The organism is bacterium (genome assembly GCA_037200965.1).
Classification (GTDB): domain Bacteria; phylum Patescibacteriota; class Minisyncoccia; order Phycocordibacterales; family Phycocordibacteraceae; genus C7867-001.
Map to the genome: position 1 here is coordinate 699,606 of JBBCGK010000001.1, position 21,321 is coordinate 720,926.

Genomic DNA, 21,321 nt, shown 5'->3' on the forward strand with positions numbered 1-21,321 from the left:
TTTCCGGATTATGGGTTAAGGTAATCGCGTGTCCGATTCCTCCGAACGCGCTGCCAGGAAACTTCTCGCCAAAGCCGATATAGAGATCGGCGGCTCGCGACCGTGGGATATCCAGGTCCATGACCCGCGCCTCTATGCGCGCGTCTTCCGGTTCGGGAGCCTTGGCCTTGGCGAAGCCTATATGGACGGCTGGTGGGACGCTCCGGCACCCGACCAGCTCATCGATAAGCTCATATCCGCGCGCCTGCAGGAGACGGTACGGTTTTCCTTCGCGGAACTCCTCGATATCGCGAAAGGGTATCTGTTCAACCTTCAGTCGCCCTCCCGGGCGCCGGAAGTGGCCGAGAAGCACTACGACCTGGGCAACGACCTGTATAAGGCGATGCTCGACCCGCGCCTCGTATACACCTCCGGATACTGGAGCGGCACTCCGGCCGCGGGGAACCTGGCCGAAGCGCAGGAAGCCAAGCTCGATCTTATCTGCCGCAAGATCGGGCTTACAGCGGGCGACCGGGTGCTCGACATCGGGTGCGGCTTCGCGGGATTCGCGAAATACGCCGCCGAGAAGTACGGCGCGCACGTCGTCGGCATCACGGTTTCCAGGGAACAGCTCGCGCTCGGCAAGGAAATCTGCGAAGGCCTTCCGGTCGAGCTCCGGTTCGAGGACTATCGGGACGTGAACGAGCCGTTCGATCATATCGTCTCGATCGAAATGATCGAGGCGGTCGGCGCGAAGAATTTCCGCACGTATATGAAAGTCGTCGAGCGGTGCCTCAAGCCGGGCGGTTTCTTTCTTCTCCAGGCGATCGGCAATAACGAGTCCGTTATCGCGGGCGACCCGTGGATCACGAAATACATCTTCCCGAACGGCATGCTCCCGTCCGCGGCCCAGCTCACGCAAGCGTTCGAGGGGCTTCTCATGATCGAAGACTGGCATAACTTCGGCCCCGACTACGACAAGACGCTCATGGCCTGGTTTACGAACTTCGACAAGGCCTGGCCGGCGCTTCGCGGGAAGTACGGCGACCGCTTCTATCGTATGTGGAAGTATTATCTCCTTATGTGCGCGGGCCTCTTCCGCGCGCGGCAGACGCACGTCTGGCAGATCGTACTGTCGAAGGGAGGAGTCCCGGGCGGATACAAGTCGGTACGATAGGGATACAAGTGTGGGTATACAAAGAATGCGCGGCCATACGCCGCGCATTCTTTAGTATCCGAGCTATTTCTATTGCGCTGCCTGCCCGTTCGTTACGGTCGTGGTAGCGGCCGTTTCCACGTTCACGCTGAAGTCGTGAAGGATGGCGGCGAGATCGGCGAGGTCCTGACTGCAAGCCTCCTTCTTTGCAGGCGTTCCGTCGCAGTCTTCCCTGATCTGGTCGCGCTGGGCGGCGATGTTGTGCTTGCCGCTTTCAAGCACGGTGGCGAGGTCGTTTCTGGTGCTGATCCAGAAATAAAGCGCCACTACGAGAAGCACGGCGAGAACTCCGGCGACTATCCAGGCGGTTGTTGCGTCTTGTCGGTCCATATGAAGGATAAGGTAAGGGTTACTTGGGTCCGGTAATACTCACCAGCCTAGCATGCCGCCCGGCCGGTGAAGGGTTCATGAAGCGCTGTACAGGCGATCCGGCCGCGTGCTTAACTGGATGCATGCATCTTCGTACGGGCGCGTTTCCCCTCCTTCTCCTTCGCTACACCTATGTCGCGTTCTTGTCGGTCATGAGCATCGATAAGCTGCTTCACTTCAATGTCGTCGATGCGTGGGAGCGGTTCGCCGGGCCGGTGGTGCATGCGATTCTTCCGGTAAGCACGGTCGCGATCGTCTCCATCGAGGGAGTCGTCGAGATCGCCATCATCGCCCTCCTCCTTACCAGGTGGTACCGCATCGGCGCGCTCGTTCTCTTCCTCGCCATCATCCCGGTCTGGATCGATCTCATGATTCTCGGTTTCTACGATCTCGCGCTTCACGATCTCGTCGTTTCCGCGGGCGCCATCGCGCTCGTCCTCCTTCCTCCTCCGGAGGAGAAGCCTCCGCTTGTTCAGGCGGCATAAGGTTCACCGTGCGTTCACGGCCGAAGACGCACCATGGGTGGCCTATACTTAGAGCTATGCGAAGAAACTATAGTATCGCGATCGTCATCCTTGCCGTCGTCGTTATCGGCGGTTATTTCACGTACCAATACCTCAAGCAAAAGCCTCCGGCGTTCCTCATAGAACTCCTCACGAAGACCAGGCCTCCTCCGCCCCTGCCCGCGGGCGACGCCGCGCCCCTGTCGGTATCCGAAGGATTTTCCGCGACCATCTTCTCGCGCGCGGTGCCGGGCGCCCGCGTCATGATCCGCGACCCGAAGGGAACAATGCTCGTTTCCGAGACTTCGCAGGGAAGAGTGGTCGCGCTTCCCGATCCCGATGCCGACGGAAAGGCCGATAAGGTTGTGACCATGCTTGAGCAGCTCGATCAGCCGCACGGCCTCGCGGTTGTCTGTCCGGACACGGGGAACGCGAGCGCCGACCAGGGCGCGTGCAGGCTGTATGTCGCCGAGACCGGCAGCCTGAAATCCTATGCGTACGACGCCGATACCTATACGGCAAGTGATCCGGTTTCGGTCGCGGCTTTTCCGACCGGCAGCGGCCACTTCACGCGCACCATCCTTCCGGGTGCCGACGGGAAGAGCCTCTTTGTCTCGGTCGGCTCGTCCTGCAACGTCTGCATCGAGACGAATCCGCTCCGGGCGACCATCCAGAAGCTCGATCTCGCGACGGGGAAGATGGCGGTATTCGCGAAAGGGCTCCGGAATTCCGTCTTCATGGCCCTTAATCCGGTCTCGGGCGAGCTGTGGGCGACCGACAACGGCCGCGACGTGATCGGCGACGACATCCCGCCGGACGACGTGAACATCGTGCGCGAAGGCGGCGACTACGGATGGCCCCTCTGCTACGGACAGAATGTCCATGACACCGACTTCGATACCAAGCAATATCTTGTCGATCCGTGCGCGGGCAAAATCCCGTCGCATATAGAGCTTCCCGCGCATTCTGCAGCGCTTGGTCTCGCGTTCGTGCCGGAAGAAGGATGGCCTGATGGCTGGGGCAACGATCTACTTGTCGCATTCCACGGCTCCTGGAACCGCTCGATCCCCACGGGCTACAAGGTTGTCCGCATCGATCTTGATGACAAGGGTAACGAAATCGGTTCTCTGCAGGATTTCGTCACCGGCTTCCTCCCCGCGAGTTCCCACGATACCGATGATGCTATCGGAAGGCCCGTCGGACTTCTCGCCGAGCCCGGCGGCGTGGTCTATGTCTCAGACGACCGTGCGGGCGCGGTTTATCGCGTGGCGCGTACGGAAGAGGCGAGATAGGATTTCCTTAGTGATCGAATATACGCTTCGGGAAAGCAATCAGGCCCGCGCCGTCCGTATTACCGTCCGCGCGGACGGCAGCGTATCCGTCACCAAGCCGGTACGGGTTTCGCTCAGATTGGCAGAAAAGTTCGTGGAAGAAAAACAGGAATGGATAGAGAAAACACGGGAACGCTTCGCGAAGAGGAGGGCAAACGGGAAGGACCGTGTGGTACTCCCGAAGCTGCGGCGGGGCACGAGCACGCGCCGCGAAGCCGTACGAACCATCCGCACGCTTATCGGAGAGCGCCTCGCGCACTTCAACCGGGAATACGGATACAAGGTCGGCACGATATCGATACGGGATCAAAAGACGCGCTGGGGAAGCTGCTCGCTAAAAGGGAACTTAAGTTTCAACTATCGCCTCCTGTACCTTCCGCCGACCCACCGCGACTACGTCATCGTGCACGAGCTCTGCCACATTAAAGAACACAACCACTCTAAAGCGTTTTGGCTCCTCGTCGGGCGGACGATTCCGGATGCCCGGGCAATTCGCAGGGAGTTGCGGTCGGGGTATTCGCTCTAGGTACTTAGACGAGCTGAACCTTTTTCCCGAACGCTTCGGCGATCCGCCCGAGCGTATCGACCGTGATGCCGGTCTCGCCGCTTTCGATACGGGCGATGACCGACTGGGGCATGCCTGCTTTCTCGGCGACCGCCTTCTGGGTGAGGCGCTGGCTGCCGCGCAGGGCCGCAATCTGTTTTGCGATGCTCAGCCGCACCGCCTCCTCGTTATAGCCGCGGCGGAAGGCCGCTTTCTTCGAGGACTTTCTAAACACGTCGTCGAACGAATAGAGTTTTATCGTTTTCGGGTTCCTTTTCATATGCTACGGTTTCTTTAGTTGTTTCCAGATTTTTTCCGCATACTCGATTTCCGCTTTCGGGGTCTTGTCGGTCTTCTTCCTGAATCCCCGTATGAAATAGATGCTGTTCGCGATGAGTACGTACGTAATGCGGTGATGGCCGGAGATAAGTTCGCGTACGGCCCGCCGCAACTGCTTCGTGTTCGGAATTTGTAGTTCTCCCGCGCGCATCGCGTCGATGTCCGCCGCGATAGCTCCCTGTTCTCCGGCGGCAAGCCCTTCGACATACGTTCTTGCGGCTTCGAGAAAGTACACGTCGTACCGGTCGCTCATACGGAACGATTATCTTATAACGGCCTTCGGCAGCCAAGACAAATATAGCAGACTTGCTATAGTCCCGTCAACCTTGGGGATAGCGGAAAAGAGGCTACCATATTCCGTATGGAAGGCGTTTCATACTGGCTCGACCGGCCCTATAGCCCGCGACCCGCGCTGTCTTCGGATACCCAGGCCGATGTCGTCGTTATCGGCGGCGGCATCACGGGCGTCTCCGCCGCGTATCACGCGGTTGAGAACGGCTTCAAGACGATTCTCGTCGAGAAGGATGCAATCGCGTCGGGTTCCGCGGGGAAGAACGGCGGGATGGTGGTCGGAGAGCTGCACCTCGATCTCTGCGAGCTGGCGGATGCCTTTGGTGAGCCGGAAGCCGTCGAGCTGTGGAAAGCCGCCCGCGGCACCCGCGACTATGTCTTCTCGCTCGTGCGGAAGCACCGTATCGACTGCGACCTGGAACAACCCGGGACCCTGTATCTCGGGATAGCTGCCGATAGCCGGAAGAAGTTAGAGCGCGAGCATGCGTACAGGACGCGAAACGGCTTCGACTGTGCGCTTGAAGAACCCGGTACGCAGTTCAAAGAAAGCGCGATCGGCGAGGTCCTGTATATCCCGGAAGAGGGGACGCTCCATCCGGTGAAGTTCGTTCGGGGACTTGCGGATATCGCGGAAGCGCGGGGGCTTCGTATCTTTGAAGGCACGCCCGCGCTCCGTTATGACGCGCATTCCGTCGCGACGCCCCGCGGCACGATCAGCGCGGGCAAAGTGATTCTCGCCACCGAAAGCGCGCTTCCCGATCTCCGGAAGGAAGAGGGACGGATTATCCGTGAGATAGCGCTCGTGACGGAGCCGCTCTCCGAAGAGGCGACAGTCCGGATGGACGTGAAGCGCAGGGCGATGTTCTGGGGAACGGACGACGAGATAAACGGCAGGTGGATCGGAGACAGATTGTTCCTCAACGGGGATACGGCGCTCGAGCCTTCGGCGGATGATTTCGAGCGCGATAAGCGGAAGATACTCGATACGTTTCTCGGATATTTCCCGCAACTCGACAGGAGCGAGCTTCGCTTCTCGCACGAATGGAGCGGCCTGCTGCTCTATCCGGCCCACTATCACCCGCTCATCCTCGAGCATAATGGCTATTACAAAGTCTTCGGACAGAACGGCAATGGCCTCACAAACGGCATCATGACCGGAAAAATGATCGCGGACTCGTTCCTCGGGAAGGAGATTCCGGAGGTATACCGGACGCTATAAACGGGAGACTTATTGCCAGGGTATACTTTCAGCCATGGCTAGCCGGAAAACCAAAGTATTCATTTCCATGCCCTTCACTGGCAAGACGTTTGAGAATTTAAGCAGGGAGCGCGAGGATTTGCATGCGCTTGCGGCAACCTATGATTTGGAACTTCCGGAGCAGTTCATCGGGTATCAATTCGCAGAAGACTTTAAGACCAAGGACTACGATCCGTCATTTGTTCTCGCCAAAGATAAAAAGTACATAAAAGAATCCGATATTGTTGTAGCCGATTTCTCGTCTCCTTCTATCGGCACCGATTGCGAAACTACTATCGCAAAGGAACTCTATGACAAAAAGATTATCGGCATCGTTCCGGACGTGAATAAGCGGAAGCACGCATGGCTACGCTTTTATTGCGACGACTTCGTATCTTCGGTCGAGGAGGCGTTCGAGCTCATACGGGCGAAATACGCGAACCATAATCATCCGGAGCATGTCGACAAGCGCCAGTACGACTCTATTGCCGTCGAGTACCAGCTTGTCGAAGCCACGCCTATCCAGAAGTACGTGTACGACCCGAACGCGCGGGAGCTTCTCGGGGAATACGGCACCGGCAAGAAAGTCGCCGTGTTCCATTGCGCGAGCGGGCATCGGGCGCGTATAGCCAAAGAAGCGGGCGCGAAGGAGGTTATCGGGATCGATACTTCCTTTAGGCAGATAAGTCTCGCTCGTGAGATAGAGCTTTCTAAGCCGCAGGGCATTGAATATCGGGTCCTGAATGCTTATTCGAAGGATTTCCCCGATGAATTTCCAAAGGAATATAATGGAAGTCTTGACGTCGTACTCGGGTTTTTCCTCATAGATCACGCGCAGACGGAAACAGAGCTCCAAAAGCTTGCGGAAAACGTTTACTCGAGCCTTGCGCCCGGAGGAGTGTTTATAGCCATGCTCGACGACTCGGAGGCGCGTACCCCGACTGACCCGAAGTACGGTGTCGCGATAGAGCCTTTAGAAGGGAAGGGGGATGCGAGCCAGCGCCGCATAGTCATCTATCAGAACATGAAGGACGGCGAGGATCGGGCCGTACTCCATTTCTTCAATTTCGAATGGACACGAGCCACGGTACAGAGGGTATTTTCCGAAGCCGGGTTCGCTGCCGAATTCAAGGACCCGTTCGTGGCACCGGAAGGGAAAGAGCGTCTGGGGGAGGACTTCTGGAGGAAATACGAGGAAGATCCGGACAACGTGCTGTTTATCTGCAGGAAATAATTTCTTCGAGCAGGATTTGAAGTTCTTAAGACAGATTTACTTCAAAATAAATTCCTCCCGCAACAGCGCATAGCCGACAGCATCGACGTATTCTCCCGTCTCGCGGTTTTCCCATTCCTTCTTGTGTCGCGCTTCCTGTCGGAAGCCGAGGGACTCGAATACTTTTCGCATAGCGGCGTTATCCTCCCTGGTCGTCGCGTATATCCTGCGGATTTTATCGTAGCGGCCGAAGATGTAGGCAATGCCTTCTTTAAGCAGCTTCGTTCCGACTCCTTTCCCGCGCGCGTCTTTGTCTACGCAGAGAGTAAACGAAGGCGCGTCGCTGCCGGAGTTCTTTATGTTATCGAAATGGATGAATCCGAGCAGCTTGCTTTCGTCGTAGCATACGAGCGTCTGAGCCGTCTCGCTTGAGAAATAATTCTCATCCCGGATTGCAAGGCCCCGTTCGTCGATTATCGGATCCAGAAAATACTCCCAGCGATTCGAAGTCAGGAGATGATGAATGGCAGGAAGATCTCCGGGTCTGAAAAGATGTATTTCCATGGAATAAATAGTACCACTTCCCGCTTCTAGAAAGCGCTACGCTTTTCTCCCTCGACGATCATTACACTTCTTGTCCATCGTGGACTCTTGGTGGGGAAGGCGTGAATAAAAACCAATCCCCCTCCTTAAGTGAGAGAGCTTTTCCTAATCTAAAGGCGAGATATACTAGACGCATGACAACGCAACAGTATTCAATCCGCATCAACGCGCCGAAGGAAAAGGTTTGGAACACAATGCTCGGTCAGGACACGTATCGGGAATGGACGAGCGCCTTTAACGAAGGCGGACGTTTTGAGGGCAGCTGGGACCAGGGTTCCAAGATTCTTTTCCTTGGACCGGATCCTCTGACCGGAAAGGAGGGGGGTATGGTTTCCCGCATCAGGGAGAACAGACCGTATGAGTTCATCTCTATCGAGCACCTCGGTATTATGAAAGACGGTGTCGAAGATACGACGAGCGAAGAGGCAAAAAAGTGGGCTCCTGCATACGAAAACTATACTTTCACCGAAAAGGACGGTGTCACCGAAGTGTCCGTAGATATCGACATCGCTGAGGAGTTTGCCGATATGTTTAAAGAGGCGTGGCCGAAGGGTCTTGCAAAGCTTAAAGAAATCTCCGAAAAGCCCTAGGTATGTATCTCTAAAAGAAAACAGCCCGCTTAGGTGGGCTGTTTTCTATCTAGCGGGATTGGTTATCCCAGGGTTAGAACCTCGCTGATGCAAAGAAACTTCTATATTTCCTAAGTGGTAGGCATAATGAGTACACAAAAGCCAATACGTGCCTACAGGGTACCCAGAATTAGGTCGAGAGGTTAAAACCTCCTCCTACAGATTAGGATGCAATTACCTTGTAGATTCGGTTATCAGCCACTGTGTCCGTGTTCTCTAGGTCAACCATTTCAAATACATAGCCATACTCCTTGAGTGAGTCTTCGAGCAGTGCCAGCGCGTCTTTGTCCTTATTTGAGAAACCGATATAGACCACGCCGTTTGGCGCAAGATATTCCTTTGTATTCTTAAGAAACTTAACCAGTACGCTATCTTCGTTACTCTGCGTCTTGAATGCATGGGCAAGGCTTGTATCCGTCTTCTTAACCTTCTCATTATGGAAGGGCGGATTGAAGAAGATGATATCGAAGTGATTTTTATAGATTGAAGGTATTTTTTCGAATAGATTGCTCTCGAAAGCCACCCCCTTATCTTTTTGAGGAGAATTCTCAAGGTTGTATTTAGCGTTCTGAACGGCAGTTGAATTGATATCGCTCATCACCACTTCTTTTGCGCCTACATCAAGCGCCACGAGGCCCATCGCTCCATGACCACATGCAATATCGAGAACTTTCTTATCCTTCGATACTCCACGAACAAGCTTCGCGAACAGTTTTGAGGAACGGAATCGATTAGAAGGATAGACGCCAGGGAAGACGGTCATTACGAGCTTCTCGAACAGGATTTTATAGTTGCTCGTGTTTTTGAGTACATGCTTATAGATCTCATTCGAGGTGAGAGCCGGATAGTATATCGGCGGGTAATAGTTTTTCTTTACAAGAGCGTCGAGGTACTTCAGCACGATGGAAGCCGCTTCCTCGCCATCCTTTGCATAGAAGAGGGGAGTGGAATCAGGATGCATCAAGCCTTCTGCGGCGAATGAGTCTATAAGCGCCTTGTATCGAGTGAAGTAATCACCCACAAGAACAATAGGCTTATTGATTTCTCCAAGAATATTCAATATATGGATCTCTAGAATTTCGTGGAATGTACCTACTGCTCCCGGTAGCGCGATGAATGCATCCCCAAGCTCGATAAGTCTGCGCTGGCGCTCGTAGTGATCCGCATATCCTTCATAATCGGAGAAATAGGGACTTGGCTTAGAATCGCGATTTCCAAGGGCAACGCCAAACAGGTTGCCGCCTGCTTCCACCGTAGCCTTTGCTACCACGTCCATGAGGCCAGAAGGGCGTCCGCCGTTATTAATGCCGTATCCAGCCTCGCTTATAAGCCGAGCCACGGCCTTGGCGTCATGAAGATAAGACTCGTTCGTAGTTTCCATGCCGCTGGAGAATATGGTCACGCGAGGCGTATATCCCGCCTCGGTTTTCTTGCTCGGCATATTTGTCATATGCGAGAAGTATTGTATAAATGCTATTCACTGTCAAGTGATGTCAGACAGTACTTGACAACAAGTCAGGCAGGAATATACTGACCATATGGAACTCAACAAATCCCTTGAAGCTTTGGGCTTCTCATCAAAGGAGATTCAGGTTTATTTGGCGGTGATAAAGCTCGGTAAGACTACTCCAGCCGAAGTGGCGAAGATTACGAAAATCGGCCGCCCCACGGTCTATAATCTTGTTAAGAGTCTTATATCGAAGGGTGTGATAGCGGAGGATAAGGCCGATGCTGTGCTGCACATCGTCGCACTGCCTCCCGAAGGCCTCCGAGCTACTATCGAACGGTCCAAGGTCGAGCTTTCAAAGAAAGAAGAACTTGTTGATGCGGCTATCGAAGAGCTTGGACTCATCCACTCAGGCGAGACCTATCCGGTGCCGCGCCTCCGTTTCGTGGAGGAGAACGAGCTACACGATTACCTTTTTCAGAATGCGGTTAAGTGGAATGAAAGCGTCCTCTCTAAGGACGGAATCTGGTACGGCTTCCAAGACCATAGTTTCGTAGAGAATTATGGAGATTGGATTGATTGGACGGTAAAGAAACTCAAGGGAACGAAGTACAAGGTTCAACTATTCAGCAACGCTTCGAAAATTGAGGAACAGTTAGAAGGGAAGATCCCAGAGCGCTCAATCAAGTTCCTAAAGAGCTCTCGCTTTACGGCAACTACCTGGGTGGTAGGGGATTACCTCGTGATGATCTCAACCTCGAAGGCCCCGTTCTATTTGGTGGAGATTCACGATGCTCTTATGGCAGAGAATATGCGCGAAGTGTTTAAGAATATGTGGGAGATAAATAAATAAGAATTATGGATCGATACCTTGATCAGTGGGCGCGAATTAACCGCTGGCATAGAAAAGTCAATACTTTTTATGAAGGAGAGAGAAGTGTTCTTGAGGATAATGAAAGATTGGATATGGTCCGAACTTTTTTCATAGAATGCTTTCATTTAAAGGATTGGATCAAAGCTGACTTTCCGAATCTTTCAGTAGCTACCGAAAGAATATTTGATCGAGTAGAAGGCGAGGAATGTTTCAAAATTTGTGCAGACCTAGCGAATGCATCGAAACACGTGGATCTTAATAAGGCAGTCAGAAAAGATAAAGAAACTAAAATCGGTACTCAAGGAATTACAATCATGGTTGATCCTATTAAATGGGATTCAGACCCGAAGGATTATTTGCCGCCCGTGTGTAAATACCGATGGGACATCATAGCGTCAAGGAAGAAGTTTGATGTAAAAGAGCTAGCCGATGAGTGTATTGAGAGTTGGAAGAAGTTTATGCGCAAGAATGGACTATCTATAGAGATTGTTGCTCGATTGTCCATTCCAATAGATGGAACATCTTTTGATGCCAAAGCGTCTTAGTACCGAAAGTAACAGTGATACTCCAGTCGTTTAAGAGATTACGGGAGAGGTGGAGGAAAGTTCCTAGCGGGTGCTTTTATGAAACTAGGTGGAATTGGATATCCGAGATAAGAACCTCGCTGATACTAAACAGCTCCTCATATTTCCTTCGTGTAGTGGATGACTGGGTATCAAAATGAGCATACAAAAGCCAATACGTGCTTATAGGGTGCCCAAAACTAGGCGGAGGGGTTAGAACCTCCCATATTTTGGTAGTATTATCTACATGAAGATCGAATGGCTCGGAAAACGAATAGCAGTGGTTGGAGTAAGCGCATCAGGAAAATCAACTTTTGCGCGCAGACTTGCTACTAAGACTGGTCTGCCCCTGACGCACATTGATGCCGTGATGTGGAAGCCGGGATGGGATTATATTGGCGATGAAGAAACAGTCCGCCAGCTCAAAGAAATCAGCAAGCAGGATGAATGGATCATCGAAGGATTCATCGATAAGAATGCTCTCGAAGCAGTTCTGACTCGTGCCGAATCAATAATCTATCTCGACTATCCGCGATACATACCTGCGTGGAGATACATAAAACGATGGTTTAAGCATCGAAAGAATCCGCGCCCAGAATTGGAGGGCAGTCCAGAGAAATTCAGCTTTGAATTTCTGAAGCGGGTATGGGATAAGAAGGAAGTCTATCGGCTAAACGAATTTATTAAGAAAATGCCTGATACAAGCAAGATTCTGAGGCTCAAGTTGCCGAAGGAAGCAAATACTTTTCTATGAGAGTAGTTACATATGGCTAGACTTATTATTCTCAATGGACCTCCTGGTGTAGGCAAATCTACGATTGCTGCACGTCTGCATAAGGATATTTCAAATTCGATACTTCTGGATATAGATGAGATTCGTCGCTCCATTCCAAATTATAAAGAGCAACGTAAGGAAAGTCTGATTCTGGCGTATCAGGAGGCAATGCGGACCATAGAAGACTGTTTAGCTAAAGATCAGACCGTTATTATAGATAAGGTTGTTTCGGACTCAGATACACTCGATTCTTTTGTTGAGGCAGGGAATAAACAGGGTGTCGTAATAAATGAGATTCTCCTATTTGCAGACAAGGAATCAGTACAGAAGCGAGCAGACGAGCGTGGTTACAAACCAGGAAGTTTACTTACCCGTGAGCGAGTAGGAGACATGTGGGATCAAGTGAGTGTACTCAGAAGAAGTAGGAATAACGCTGTTGTTATGGATACGACTCATTTAAATCTTGAAGAAGTGTACAAAAATGTAAGAGGAATAATCGGGCAAGTATAACCCGCCGGTAGGGGTGGAAGAGAAGTCCGGAATTTCTGAGAAGTTTCTGCAGAAAGTTAGAACCCCCAATCTGTTAAGACGCGCCAACACGAATGGTTACTTAACTCGGCCTTTCGTGAAATGATGTGGAGGTGGGGAGGTTGAACTCCCGTCCGACCTGCGCTTGAGAGCGAGTCTACGGCGCGTAGTTCCGATTAGGGTTTAAGAGAGGATGCGAGGAAACGGAACGAAACCATTCCCCTCCGATCCCGTTATCTAAGCCGCGGGCCGGGAGAGCCGCGAACCGATCGCACAGAAGATTCCGCCCGCTGGCCCGGCTGTGCGCACCCGGGACCAGGGACGTCGCTTAGGCGAGGTGAGCCGAAGCTCGAACCTTATGCGTAAGCGAACGCGAAGTTCCCTGCGGTAAAGTAAGGAGACTTCACGCCTACAACAGTTTTGTTTGCAGGTAGAGTTTCCCGCCAGATTAAAGTGATGGGCGGGAGTGCACTGCGCCGCACGTCTCTCAAGGTACAGGCCGTCAAAGCCGGTCACCCCCGGGGAAGGAGAGACTCGAGTGTCTCGCGCTCTCCGGGATTACCGATTCTTCAGTATACGTTCGGCGTCGCGTTTCGCGTCCTTTTTCTTGAGATCCTCCCGTTTGTCCTTCTTCCCCTTGCCGCGGACGATCGCAACGCGCGCCTTGATATACCGCTTACTACTATACACCGAAAGTGGCACTACTGTCAATCCCTTCTTCGATTCGGCATCGGCCAGTTGCGCTAGTTCGGGCTTCGTCATAAGAAGACGGCGGTTGCGTTCCGGATCGTAGCTCTCCGGAGTGTTCTTGGCCTGATAGGGAGGGATGGTTGCGCCGACCAGATAGGCTTCTCCGCCGCGGACGAGCACCCGCGCTCCTTCGAGGCTCCCGAGCTTCCCGCGAAGCGCCTTCGCCTCGCCGCCCGAGAGCTCGAGGCCCGCATCGAATGTCTCAATGATCTCGTATTTGAGGCCCGCTTTTTTGTTTTCGATAAGATTCATGTCGTGAGAAGGTCGAGAATCTCTTCGCGCCTTGCCATGACGTCATCGTAGCCCATGTAGAACGCTTCGGCGACCTTATGCGGATCGCGCGTCGTAAGGCCGACGGGAAGCGGCCGCGAGGGCGAGAGGTGAAGTCCCCGCACGCTGTTCGGGAGAACGGGGGTGTCGATGCGGTCCGTGTAATCGAGAAGCACGCCTTCAAGCGGCTCGCGCTGCCAGTACGCGTAGAGCCGGAAGAGCAGCTTCGCCCACCGTTTCTTCGGCGTGAGATTGGTGATGAGCAGAATGCGCGTCGCGCCTTCCGCAACAGCCTTCTCAATGAGGGCCTGGGTGCCAAGCCCGATGCCGCCGTCCATATATAGATGGCTCCCGAGAGCTATGTGCCGGTGATAAAACAGCGGAATCGCCATCGCGGCGCGGAGCACCTCGTGGGGATCGAGCCAAGTATCGTTTCCGATAAAGCGCGTCGCCCCGCTTGCCTCGTCGGTCACGGGGACGAAATAACGCGACGGCGAGCGCGCGAGGCGGTCCGTATCGAGCGGAATGTACTGCTTGATAACCGTGTCGACCAGATAGTCGACATTGAACCTCGGGAAAGGGAAGTAGCGGATAAAGTTAGGGGAAGGAATGAATTTTATCCATGCCCGCTCGCCCTCATCGTACTGGCCGGAGAGATAGTACATGAGGGATCCCGTGCTTCCCGAGGAAGCGAGCGCTATGTCTGGCGCGCCAAGTCCGAGTTCTTTCCCGAGTGCGGTCAGTGCGCCCGCGGCATACGCGCACTTCATGCCTCCGCCGGAGGCGATAACCGCGGTTTTCTCCTCGCGCATCCTTTCGAGATTAGCAGATTTTCGGTATACTGACAGTCTTATGCCGCTTCCGTTTCAAACGCCGGGCAGGAATAAGAAAAACAGGAAACAGAAAACGCCCGTGAAGCGCTCGTATTTCGGCCTGCCTCCCACCTCCTTCACCGGCAATCTCGTCACGACCGTTCTCATCTTCCTGCTTCTCACGAGTGCGTACTCGCTCTTCGTGGGCCTGAGTTCGAGTCCCGAGAGCGTATCGCTCTCGCAGGTCGCGAAAGACGTCGAAGCGGGTTCTATAACCGCGATCAAGGTCGCAGGCGACAGCCTGAAGCTCACGTATACCGACGAAAGCGAGAAAGTCTCGACCAAGGACCCCGCCGCGGGCCTTCCGGAGACGCTCGCGACCTACGGCGTAACGCCCGAGCAGCTGCGGAGCGTTGCTATTACCGTCACGGGACAAAGCGGCTGGCGCTTCTGGCTCCTCACGCTCCTGCCGCTTCTCCTCCCGGTCATCTTCCTCGGGTTCCTGTTCTGGTTCCTTTCACGGCAGGTGAAAGGCGCGGGCATGCAGGCCTTCACGTTCGGGCAGAGCAAGGCGCGCATGACGGACCCGGCCGACATGAGCCAGCGCGTCACGTTCGCGGATGTCGCCGGGGCGAAGGAAGCGAAGGAGGAGCTTATGGAAATCGTGGACTTCCTTAAGAATCCGAAGAAGTTCCTCGACATCGGCGCGAGAATTCCTAAGGGCATTCTTCTCATGGGCGCGCCGGGTACCGGGAAGACTCTCCTCGCCCGTGCCGTCGCGGGCGAGGCGGGCGTACCGTTCTTCTCGATTTCCGGCTCCGAGTTCGTCGAGATGTTCGTCGGCGTGGGCGCGTCCCGCGTGCGCGACCTTTTCCAGATGGCGAAGCGCGCGGCGCCCGCGATCATTTTCGTCGACGAGATCGACGCGGTCGGGCGCGTCCGCGGCACCGGAGTCGGAGGCGGAAATGACGAGCGTGAGCAGACCCTGAACCAGATTCTCGTCGAGATGGACGGTTTTGAGCCGACGGAAAAGGTGATCGTTATGGCGGCAAGCAACCGCCCCGACGTGCTTGATCCCGCGCTTCTTCGCCCGGGCCGTTTCGACCGACGCGTCACCATCGATCTTCCGGACCGCAAGGATCGCGAAGAGATACTTAAGATCCACGCACGCAAGAAGCCGTTCGGTCCTGACGTAACCCTTCCGGTCATCGCCGAGCGCACGCCGGGCTTCTCCGGCGCCGAGCTCTACAGCCTCATGAACGAGGCGGCCATCCTCGCGGCCCGCGAGAACCGTACCGAAATCACCCAGTACGACCTCATCCGCTCGATCGAGAAGGTGATGCTCGGTCCCGAGCGCAAGTCCCATATTTTGAGTAACAAAGAAAAGAAGCTTACGGCATACCATGAGGCCGGGCACGCGCTTGTCTCATCGGTCCTCGAGCACGCCGACCCGGTGCACAAGATTTCCATCATCAGCCGCGGGCGGGCGGCGGGCTATACGCTCAAGCTTCCGTTCGAGGACAAGAAGATGTACTCGAAGAAGGCGTTCCTCGACGATATCGCCGCGACCCTTGGCGGCTACGTGGCGGAAGAGATGATCTATGACGACGTGACCACGGGACCCTCGAACGATCTCCAGGTTATCACCGCGCTTGCGCGCGACATGGTGTCCCGCTACGGCATGTCCGATTCCATCGGGCCCGTCGCATTCGCGTCCGACCGCGACATGCAGGGAGACCGGTATTCGCAGGAAATCGCCGCGAAGATAGACGGCGAAGTGTCGCGCATCATCGAGGAAGGGAAAGAGCGCGCGAAGAAAGTACTCACCGAACACCGGAAGGCGCTCGACGCCATAACGGATCGCCTGGTCGAAGTCGAGACTATCGAGCGCGAGGAGTTCGAGAAAATACTTATCGCGAGCGGCATCACGCCGAAGAAGAAGGACGAGGAAGGGGTCGTCATCGCTCCAGTCGCGCCGCGCGTGGACTAGTGTTTTCATAGGAAAAGGAGAAGTTCCGGGCGCGCATGCGCGCTGGGCGCAAGTGCGCGTGCGTGCGGCGAAGGATATCGGCACGCTGAGCGCTCGGGACATGTTCATCGCGGGGCTGTTCCTGTATTGGGGAGAAGGCACGAAGACCTCGCCCACCGAGACATCCGTCTCGAACAATGACCCTGCCATGATTCGTTTCTTCATGGAGTGGCTTATCTTAGAAGGAGTGCCAAAGAACCGTCTGCGCGTCCATCTGCACTTCTATTCGGACATGGACATCAGAAAGGAATTACGCTACTGGTCAAAGCAGCTCGATCTGCCGTTGAGTGCGTTTCGCAACGCCTTACATCAAGGAAGCGAAACGCAGCGCTCTCTCATACCCGCAACGCTTCACACACGGCACCTGCAACCTCCTCTATCACAATCGCGACGTATCCGAATACGTCCACCAATCGCTCGATCACCTCCGGTTGAGGTTTGCCGATACCAAAGAGGTATGATTGCATAGTCATATACCACCCATAGCTCAATGGTAGAGCGATCGACTTATATTCGATTGGCTCCAGGTTCGAGTCCTGGTGGGTGGACTACCGAGGGAATATATCAACGAGTTCGCCCGAACTATAAAAGTCCGCGGCAAGACCGCCGAAGCTATACGAAACACCGAGAATATCGATGGCCGCGCCGCCTACCTGCGGATTCGCGTTCGGGGTCGAATGCGCGAAGCCGATGTTGTAAAGCGTCGAGACGACCGCGGGGTTTCCTTCGATAGGGAAGCCCGCCTTCCTCCACTGCGCTTCCACCTCCTTTATATAGAGTCCCGCATAGAGATAGCTCCAATAGTGGTCGTGCTGGTCGGTCATGCGCGCGAAGCGTTCGCTTTCTACGTCGGTCGTCCGGAAGTCGAGCGCGTGCCCGAACTCAGGCCCCGGATAGTACGGCGAGGCCGGATCCTTCAGATTATTCTCCACTTGGATCGCCGTGTCTTCTTTCATCCCCATCACGCCCCAGGAAAACTGTGTCTGAGAACCCAGGATCTTGAGCGGATAGAAGAATTGCTTATAAAACTCCCGTTCCGTGAAGAAAAGCCGCAGCTGTTCGGCGACCAAATTCGCGGCGATGAGCCGCGCGGGAACGCCCGAGTCGGCAGCCGCCCGGTCGAGCGCCGCGGTATCTTTCCGAAGCGCCGCCTCGAGCACCTGCCATTCTTCGGTCTTCTGCCAGGGCGTGCCACGCGGATCGCTAGGCGCGAAGTCGGTCGATGTCGCGGAACCGATGAACGCTTCGCGCTGGAGGTCGACGATGCCGCTCGTGTTGGTGAGTCCGAACCGGACCGCGAAGTATCCGACGACGAGGAAGAAGCCGATCGCGGCGAATATATAAATGACGATCGAGACGACTTTCTTAAGCATGTACGTGCAGCCTACCGTCCCCGTTCCGTTGTGTAAATGAAGGGGCGCTTGACAGGAGAGACGGGATGGTATGAGATACGGGCAGATGATTGTTTAAAGGAGGGAATTCGCCATGAACGAACACTCGAATCTCTGTGTGTTCTTGGATTGCGTCGAAACGGTCCTCAGGGTTCCGTGTTCGCTTGGACGCCGTTTCACTATCGGCGAAACGGAAACGGGATTGAGCGCCAGGCAGGATGTCGAACAGACGACGGGATACCGCGAAGGATGCAGCGTAGCTCTCGTCGGCATCCGGGAGAGGCTGAGCTTTCGCCGGTGGCCATACCTCACGTGCTTCGTGACGTTCGCCTTGTGGAGCGAAGGCACGTGCTACGCGCTGATCAGCCTCGCTCCGGACGAGGTTTCAAGCAAGGACGGACATTCGTATACGCACGCGATCGGCGTATTCCCGCCAGAACGCGGAAACGCCGAACTGTATCTCCTGGTTTCCACGCCCACGTCGTAAAAGTCCCCGCTCGCGAACAGGCGCGACGCGGGGCTTGGTATTTCATTCCCGATGCACGTCTTCGCCTGCCTGCCTCGCAAGCGCCGCGAGAAGGGGATAGCGCCTGAGTTCGGGATCTTTTTGTACCAGGAGCGCCGCTTCCTTTTTCGCGGCTTCGACCAATTTTATATTCTTAAGCGCTTCCATGGCGATGTCGGAGACGCCCCACTGTCTCCCGCCGATAAGTTCCCCGGCGCCGCGAAGCGCAAGATCGTACTCGGCGAGCTCGAAGCCGTTTTTTGCCGTCACGAGCGCCTTGAGGCGGTCGCGGGTCGCGGGGCCATAGCGCTCGGGAAGCGCGAAGCAATAGGCCTGATGCGTCGAACGGATCACGCGGCCGCGAAGCTGATGGAGCTGGGCAAGCCCGAAGCGCTCCGCGCCCTCGATGAGTATCACGGTCGCGTTCGGTACGTTCACGCCCACTTCGACCACGCTCGTCGCGACGAGGATGCCGGTCTCACCCCGCTCGAAGCTCCCCATCACCGTCTCTTTTTCCTTCGGCGTCATCTTGCTGTGGAGGACGCCGATACTCGCCTCGGGAAACACTTCCTTCTTGAGCCGCTCGGCTTCCGCCTTGACCGACTTGGCCTGGAGCGCCATTTCTTTTGCCGGATCGGGCTCGTGTATGCGCGGGCATATTACGTACGCTTGGCGGCCTGCCGCGAGTTCCTTTCGTACGCGCTCGTATGCCTGCTCGCGCTTCTCGGGCCCGAGCACTTCGGTCGCGACGGGCTTTCTTCCAAGCGGCATCTGGTCAAGAAGCGAAAGGTCGAGGTCGCCGTATATGGTGAGGGCCAAAGTGCGAGGGATCGGGGTCGCGGTCATCGAAAGGAGATGTGGGGAGAGCCCGTCCTTGCGGGCCAGTCTTTGCCGGTGCACTTTCCCGAAGCGGTGCTGCTCGTCGATGATCGCGTACGCGAGCGTACTGAACTCAAGGGACTTCTGTATGATCGCGTGCGTGCCGATTACGATCGGTATCTCGCCGTTCGCGACCCATTTGCGGAACTGCGCGCGCGAAATCGGCGTCGATTCTTCCTTGCGGATCTTCGAGGGAAACTTGCGGCACTCGCTTCCCGTCAGAAGCCCGATCGCGATCGGATGGTCTTTAAAGTATGAGATGAACGTGGAGAAATGCTGCTTCGCGAGGATTTCCGTGGGGCACATGTACGCGATCTGGAGCGTGCCCGCTTTTCTTCCCGGCGGGCGCGACGTCGCGACAAGATACGCGGTCGCCGCGGCGACCGCAGTCTTGCCGCTTCCGACGTCCCCTTCAAGAAGACGCATCATCGGATGCGGCTTCTCAAAGTCCGAAACGATGGTCTCGATGGCGGCAAGCTGCGCTTTGGTCGGGGGGAAGGGGAAGGAAGATACGAAGCCCGCGAGTTTTCCGCGGTCGACCGTGACCGGAAGCGCTTTCTCCCTTGAAGCCTCCGCCCTTCGCTTATACATCGCGAGCTGAAGCGCGAAGACTTCCTCGAAGGCGAAGCGCTTCCGCGCCGCTTCCGCGTTCGCGCGCGTCTTTGGCGCGTGCATCCATACGAGCGCCGTCCCGAGCGTCGGCAGGTTGTATCGCCTGAGCATCTCCCGCGGCAAGGGGTCTTCGATCGTCTCGTGTATGCCGGTTTCGAATACGCGCTTGAGGGAATGGAAGAACCAGAGCGAAGACACTCCCTTGCTCTCGGGATAGACGGGATAGAGCTGTTCGCCTTCGGGAAGTGCGCCGTTTGAGAACAGCGTGTCGTGTATTTCATCCGGACTTACGGGCGACCGGTCGATGTCCGGATTCGCCACGTACGGCTTCTCATTGGTGCCCGCCGTGCGGCCCGTGACTTTCACGACCATGCCGTCGTGAAGCGTTTTCGCGATATAGGGCTGGGAAAACCACATGAGCTTGATGCGCCCCGACGCGTCCTCAAGCCACGCCTCCGCGATCGGCCTGCGGCTTTTCCATGTTTTCCGCACGTCGGGCTTCCGGATCGTGCCATAGAGCGTAACGTCGGTCCCCGGAGCGACCGCGGTTACGGTGCCGGTCGGGCCCGCGGCTTCATAGCGCTGGGGGAAATGATAGAGCAGGTCGCGCACCGTGCGGATGCCGAGCTTCCCGAGCGCCTTCTTCTGGTCGGGCTTGAGGCGCGTGAAGTGCTTTTCTAGGGGGTCCTCCGGTGTCATGCGTTTCCCAAGTATAGGTTATACTGCGCGCATTACACACTCATCCATTCCCATGCCTTATTTTCTACGCCCCGTCCTTCTCGCGCTTGCGCTGGGGTTCATGCTGGCCCCATCGCTTACGCTTGCGGCGGCAAAACCCGCGGTATCGCTCACCGCGCCCCTCAAAGGCGCAAGCTATAGCCGTACCGAGAAGATGCCTGTTAGCTGGAGCGTTTCGAACGTTTCGCACGATGTCGTCGTCGTGGGTGAGGTGAAGCTCGTAAAGCAGGACAGGTCGGCGCCGTCGGCCGGGCTTGTCGGCGGCGGCACGTTCATGCATGTCGTCCATCCTTCGGATACCGGAGGAACGCACGTCTGGGATTGGGGAGCGAACGACAGCATTCCCGGGAAGTATTCGGTGACGCTCCGCCTCTACGAATGCGCGGCGAAAGGATGCGACTATTTCCCGACGGGGAAAGCGGTATCGAAAAAGACGAAGACCGTTTCCTTCACGGTACTGAATACAGGCACGGGCGCGCCAGCCGCGTCCGCGACGCATGTCACGATCCTCTCGCCAAACGGCAACGAGCGGTATCAGGCAGGCTCGGGCAAAAAACTCACCATCCGCTGGACCGCGGACGGTGTTTTGAAAGGGAGCACTGTTTGTACCGAGCTCATCCAGCAGAGCACCCAGCGGTATTTCTCGTTTCCCGGCGATGATTCCTGCAAGCGCGTAAAGGACGGGAAAGGCTCGGTCGGCGGTCCGCTCATCCGCACTTCCGGCTACGATCTTTCCCCGGGAAAGTACTGGGCAAGCGTCAGGATCCTCGCCCCGAAGACGAGCGACGGCAAGGATTCGGCGACGCTCGCTTCGGATACGAGCGACGATACGTTTTCGCTCTAGCGGGCCGTTCCCCACACCCTCTCTTGATTTAGGCCCCAAGCGTCGTATTA

At 55.6% G+C, this 21,321-nt stretch carries 23 protein-coding genes, 1 tRNA gene and 1 other RNA gene; 15 read left to right on the top strand and 10 right to left on the bottom strand.

Annotated elements, in window-relative coordinates:
- The first annotated feature begins 28 nt into the window (after positions 1-28).
- Positions 29-1,156, top strand: a complete 1,128-nt coding sequence (gene cfa, locus WDN10_04105) for a cyclopropane fatty acyl phospholipid synthase (GenBank protein MEJ0053876.1) — start codon at positions 29-31, stop codon at positions 1,154-1,156.
- A gap of 69 nt (positions 1,157-1,225) precedes the next feature.
- Here the strand turns inward: cfa and WDN10_04110 are convergent, their stop codons facing one another.
- Positions 1,226-1,525, bottom strand: a complete 300-nt coding sequence (locus WDN10_04110; protein ID MEJ0053877.1) for a hypothetical protein — start codon at positions 1,523-1,525, stop codon at positions 1,226-1,228.
- A 122-nt stretch (positions 1,526-1,647) separates the two neighbouring features.
- Between WDN10_04110 and WDN10_04115 the strand changes: the two genes are divergently transcribed.
- From WDN10_04115 to WDN10_04125, 3 genes are read left to right on the top strand one after another with little or no spacing between them, the layout of a single operon-like run.
- Complete coding sequence (locus tag WDN10_04115; GenBank protein MEJ0053878.1) at positions 1,648-2,049, top strand: hypothetical protein; 402 nt, start codon at positions 1,648-1,650, stop codon at positions 2,047-2,049.
- A 56-nt stretch (positions 2,050-2,105) separates the two neighbouring features.
- Positions 2,106-3,359: a PQQ-dependent sugar dehydrogenase gene (locus tag WDN10_04120; protein MEJ0053879.1), complete on the top strand. Its 1,254-nt coding sequence runs from the start codon at positions 2,106-2,108 to the stop codon at positions 3,357-3,359.
- 10 nt (positions 3,360-3,369) lie between these two features.
- On the top strand, positions 3,370-3,924 hold the full coding sequence (locus tag WDN10_04125; protein ID MEJ0053880.1) for a SprT family zinc-dependent metalloprotease: 555 nt from the start codon (positions 3,370-3,372) through the stop codon (positions 3,922-3,924).
- Positions 3,925-3,928: 4 nt separating this feature from the next.
- Here WDN10_04125 and WDN10_04130 read toward each other — a convergent pair whose 3' ends face one another.
- On the bottom strand, positions 3,929-4,222 hold the full coding sequence (locus WDN10_04130) for a helix-turn-helix transcriptional regulator (protein MEJ0053881.1): 294 nt from the start codon (positions 4,220-4,222) through the stop codon (positions 3,929-3,931).
- A 3-nt stretch (positions 4,223-4,225) separates the two neighbouring features.
- Positions 4,226-4,534, bottom strand: a complete 309-nt coding sequence (locus tag WDN10_04135) for a type II toxin-antitoxin system RelE/ParE family toxin (protein ID MEJ0053882.1) — start codon at positions 4,532-4,534, stop codon at positions 4,226-4,228.
- A gap of 108 nt (positions 4,535-4,642) precedes the next feature.
- Between WDN10_04135 and WDN10_04140 the strand changes: the two genes are divergently transcribed.
- Together WDN10_04140 and WDN10_04145 are read left to right on the top strand one after the other, a co-directional pair.
- Complete coding sequence (locus WDN10_04140) at positions 4,643-5,791, top strand: FAD-binding oxidoreductase (GenBank protein MEJ0053883.1); 1,149 nt, start codon at positions 4,643-4,645, stop codon at positions 5,789-5,791.
- Positions 5,792-5,825: 34 nt separating this feature from the next.
- Positions 5,826-7,043 (top strand): class I SAM-dependent methyltransferase, encoded by a 1,218-nt coding sequence (locus WDN10_04145; protein MEJ0053884.1) that lies wholly within the window; start codon positions 5,826-5,828, stop codon positions 7,041-7,043.
- Between the two features lie 36 nt (positions 7,044-7,079).
- Here the strand turns inward: WDN10_04145 and WDN10_04150 are convergent, their stop codons facing one another.
- The gene (locus tag WDN10_04150; GenBank protein ID MEJ0053885.1) at positions 7,080-7,586 is read right to left on the bottom strand and encodes a GNAT family protein; all 507 of its coding nucleotides are present in this window, start codon (positions 7,584-7,586) and stop codon (positions 7,080-7,082) included.
- 173 nt (positions 7,587-7,759) lie between these two features.
- Here WDN10_04150 and WDN10_04155 point away from each other — a divergent pair, with 173 nt between their 5' ends.
- Positions 7,760-8,215 (top strand): SRPBCC domain-containing protein, encoded by a 456-nt coding sequence (locus WDN10_04155; GenBank protein ID MEJ0053886.1) that lies wholly within the window; start codon positions 7,760-7,762, stop codon positions 8,213-8,215.
- A gap of 202 nt (positions 8,216-8,417) precedes the next feature.
- Here WDN10_04155 and WDN10_04160 read toward each other — a convergent pair whose 3' ends face one another.
- Positions 8,418-9,704: a methyltransferase gene (locus tag WDN10_04160; GenBank protein ID MEJ0053887.1), complete on the bottom strand. Its 1,287-nt coding sequence runs from the start codon at positions 9,702-9,704 to the stop codon at positions 8,418-8,420.
- A gap of 88 nt (positions 9,705-9,792) precedes the next feature.
- On the opposite strand from WDN10_04160, the gene WDN10_04165 reads away from it, so the two are divergent.
- The 4 genes from WDN10_04165 to WDN10_04180 all read left to right on the top strand — a co-directional run bounded on the left by WDN10_04165 (position 9,793) and on the right by WDN10_04180 (position 12,423).
- Positions 9,793-10,554 carry a helix-turn-helix domain-containing protein gene (locus WDN10_04165; GenBank protein MEJ0053888.1) on the top strand — a complete coding sequence of 254 codons (762 nt, stop codon included), beginning with the start codon at positions 9,793-9,795 and terminating at the stop codon, positions 10,552-10,554.
- A 5-nt stretch (positions 10,555-10,559) separates the two neighbouring features.
- Positions 10,560-11,120, top strand: coding sequence for a hypothetical protein (locus tag WDN10_04170; protein ID MEJ0053889.1), 561 nt, complete (start codon positions 10,560-10,562; stop codon positions 11,118-11,120).
- Between the two features lie 265 nt (positions 11,121-11,385).
- Positions 11,386-11,892, top strand: a complete 507-nt coding sequence (locus WDN10_04175; GenBank protein MEJ0053890.1) for a hypothetical protein — start codon at positions 11,386-11,388, stop codon at positions 11,890-11,892.
- Between the two features lie 12 nt (positions 11,893-11,904).
- Positions 11,905-12,423: an AAA family ATPase gene (locus WDN10_04180; protein MEJ0053891.1), complete on the top strand. Its 519-nt coding sequence runs from the start codon at positions 11,905-11,907 to the stop codon at positions 12,421-12,423.
- Positions 12,424-12,546: 123 nt separating this feature from the next.
- On the opposite strand, the gene ssrA is transcribed toward WDN10_04180, so the two are convergent.
- The 3 genes from ssrA to WDN10_04195 all read right to left on the bottom strand — a co-directional run bounded on the left by ssrA (position 12,547) and on the right by WDN10_04195 (position 14,273).
- Positions 12,547-12,961: a transfer-messenger RNA gene (gene ssrA, locus WDN10_04185) on the bottom strand.
- 38 nt (positions 12,962-12,999) lie between these two features.
- Positions 13,000-13,443, bottom strand: coding sequence for an SsrA-binding protein SmpB (smpB, locus tag WDN10_04190; protein MEJ0053892.1), 444 nt, complete (start codon positions 13,441-13,443; stop codon positions 13,000-13,002).
- Positions 13,440-14,273: a patatin-like phospholipase family protein gene (locus tag WDN10_04195; GenBank protein ID MEJ0053893.1), complete on the bottom strand. Its 834-nt coding sequence runs from the start codon at positions 14,271-14,273 to the stop codon at positions 13,440-13,442. Before WDN10_04195 ends, smpB begins: the two co-directional genes overlap by 4 nt.
- 40 nt (positions 14,274-14,313) lie before the next feature.
- On the opposite strand from WDN10_04195, the gene ftsH reads away from it, so the two are divergent.
- Together ftsH and WDN10_04205 are read left to right on the top strand one after the other, a co-directional pair.
- Positions 14,314-16,263, top strand: coding sequence for an ATP-dependent zinc metalloprotease FtsH (gene ftsH / locus WDN10_04200; GenBank protein ID MEJ0053894.1), 1,950 nt, complete (start codon positions 14,314-14,316; stop codon positions 16,261-16,263).
- A 515-nt stretch (positions 16,264-16,778) separates the two neighbouring features.
- Positions 16,779-16,850 (top strand) — tRNA-Ile (locus WDN10_04205).
- Here WDN10_04205 and WDN10_04210 read toward each other — a convergent pair.
- A complete protein-coding gene (locus WDN10_04210; GenBank protein MEJ0053895.1) occupies positions 16,851-17,675 on the bottom strand; it encodes a hypothetical protein in 825 nt (274 codons plus the stop codon). It abuts the tRNA gene before it with no gap.
- 112 nt (positions 17,676-17,787) lie between these two features.
- Here WDN10_04210 and WDN10_04215 point away from each other — a divergent pair, with 112 nt between their 5' ends.
- On the top strand, positions 17,788-18,180 hold the full coding sequence (locus WDN10_04215) for a hypothetical protein (GenBank protein MEJ0053896.1): 393 nt from the start codon (positions 17,788-17,790) through the stop codon (positions 18,178-18,180).
- Positions 18,181-18,222: 42 nt separating this feature from the next.
- Here the strand turns inward: WDN10_04215 and WDN10_04220 are convergent, their stop codons facing one another.
- On the bottom strand, positions 18,223-20,388 hold the full coding sequence (locus WDN10_04220; GenBank protein MEJ0053897.1) for an ATP-dependent DNA helicase RecG: 2,166 nt from the start codon (positions 20,386-20,388) through the stop codon (positions 18,223-18,225).
- A gap of 52 nt (positions 20,389-20,440) precedes the next feature.
- On the opposite strand from WDN10_04220, the gene WDN10_04225 reads away from it, so the two are divergent.
- Positions 20,441-21,271 (top strand): hypothetical protein, encoded by an 831-nt coding sequence (locus tag WDN10_04225; GenBank protein MEJ0053898.1) that lies wholly within the window; start codon positions 20,441-20,443, stop codon positions 21,269-21,271.
- The last annotated feature ends 50 nt before the right edge of the window (positions 21,272-21,321 follow it).

Excerpts from the sequence above, each read along its gene's own strand:
- WDN10_04165 (MEJ0053888.1), top strand. The coding sequence starts at position 9,793 with ATGGAACTCAACAAATCCCTTGAAGCTTTGGGCTTCTCATCAAAGGAG.
- WDN10_04130 (MEJ0053881.1), bottom strand. The coding sequence starts at position 4,222 with ATGAAAAGGAACCCGAAAACGATAAAACTCTATTCGTTCGACGACGTG.
- WDN10_04120 (MEJ0053879.1), top strand. The coding sequence starts at position 2,106 with ATGCGAAGAAACTATAGTATCGCGATCGTCATCCTTGCCGTCGTCGTT.
- WDN10_04155 (MEJ0053886.1), top strand. The coding sequence starts at position 7,760 with ATGACAACGCAACAGTATTCAATCCGCATCAACGCGCCGAAGGAAAAG.
- WDN10_04110 (MEJ0053877.1), bottom strand. The coding sequence starts at position 1,525 with ATGGACCGACAAGACGCAACAACCGCCTGGATAGTCGCCGGAGTTCTC.
- WDN10_04115 (MEJ0053878.1), top strand. The coding sequence starts at position 1,648 with ATGCATCTTCGTACGGGCGCGTTTCCCCTCCTTCTCCTTCGCTACACC.
- WDN10_04180 (MEJ0053891.1), top strand. The coding sequence starts at position 11,905 with ATGGCTAGACTTATTATTCTCAATGGACCTCCTGGTGTAGGCAAATCT.
- WDN10_04160 (MEJ0053887.1), bottom strand. The coding sequence starts at position 9,704 with ATGACAAATATGCCGAGCAAGAAAACCGAGGCGGGATATACGCCTCGC.
- WDN10_04150 (MEJ0053885.1), bottom strand. The coding sequence starts at position 7,586 with ATGGAAATACATCTTTTCAGACCCGGAGATCTTCCTGCCATTCATCAT.
- WDN10_04175 (MEJ0053890.1), top strand. The coding sequence starts at position 11,386 with ATGAAGATCGAATGGCTCGGAAAACGAATAGCAGTGGTTGGAGTAAGC.
- WDN10_04210 (MEJ0053895.1), bottom strand. The coding sequence starts at position 17,675 with ATGCTTAAGAAAGTCGTCTCGATCGTCATTTATATATTCGCCGCGATC.
- ftsH (MEJ0053894.1), top strand. The coding sequence starts at position 14,314 with ATGCCGCTTCCGTTTCAAACGCCGGGCAGGAATAAGAAAAACAGGAAA.
- WDN10_04140 (MEJ0053883.1), top strand. The coding sequence starts at position 4,643 with ATGGAAGGCGTTTCATACTGGCTCGACCGGCCCTATAGCCCGCGACCC.
- WDN10_04220 (MEJ0053897.1), bottom strand. The coding sequence starts at position 20,388 with ATGACACCGGAGGACCCCCTAGAAAAGCACTTCACGCGCCTCAAGCCC.
- WDN10_04145 (MEJ0053884.1), top strand. The coding sequence starts at position 5,826 with ATGGCTAGCCGGAAAACCAAAGTATTCATTTCCATGCCCTTCACTGGC.
- WDN10_04215 (MEJ0053896.1), top strand. The coding sequence starts at position 17,788 with ATGAACGAACACTCGAATCTCTGTGTGTTCTTGGATTGCGTCGAAACG.
- WDN10_04135 (MEJ0053882.1), bottom strand. The coding sequence starts at position 4,534 with ATGAGCGACCGGTACGACGTGTACTTTCTCGAAGCCGCAAGAACGTAT.
- WDN10_04170 (MEJ0053889.1), top strand. The coding sequence starts at position 10,560 with ATGGATCGATACCTTGATCAGTGGGCGCGAATTAACCGCTGGCATAGA.
- WDN10_04225 (MEJ0053898.1), top strand. The coding sequence starts at position 20,441 with ATGCCTTATTTTCTACGCCCCGTCCTTCTCGCGCTTGCGCTGGGGTTC.
- smpB (MEJ0053892.1), bottom strand. The coding sequence starts at position 13,443 with ATGAATCTTATCGAAAACAAAAAAGCGGGCCTCAAATACGAGATCATT.
- WDN10_04195 (MEJ0053893.1), bottom strand. The coding sequence starts at position 14,273 with ATGCGCGAGGAGAAAACCGCGGTTATCGCCTCCGGCGGAGGCATGAAG.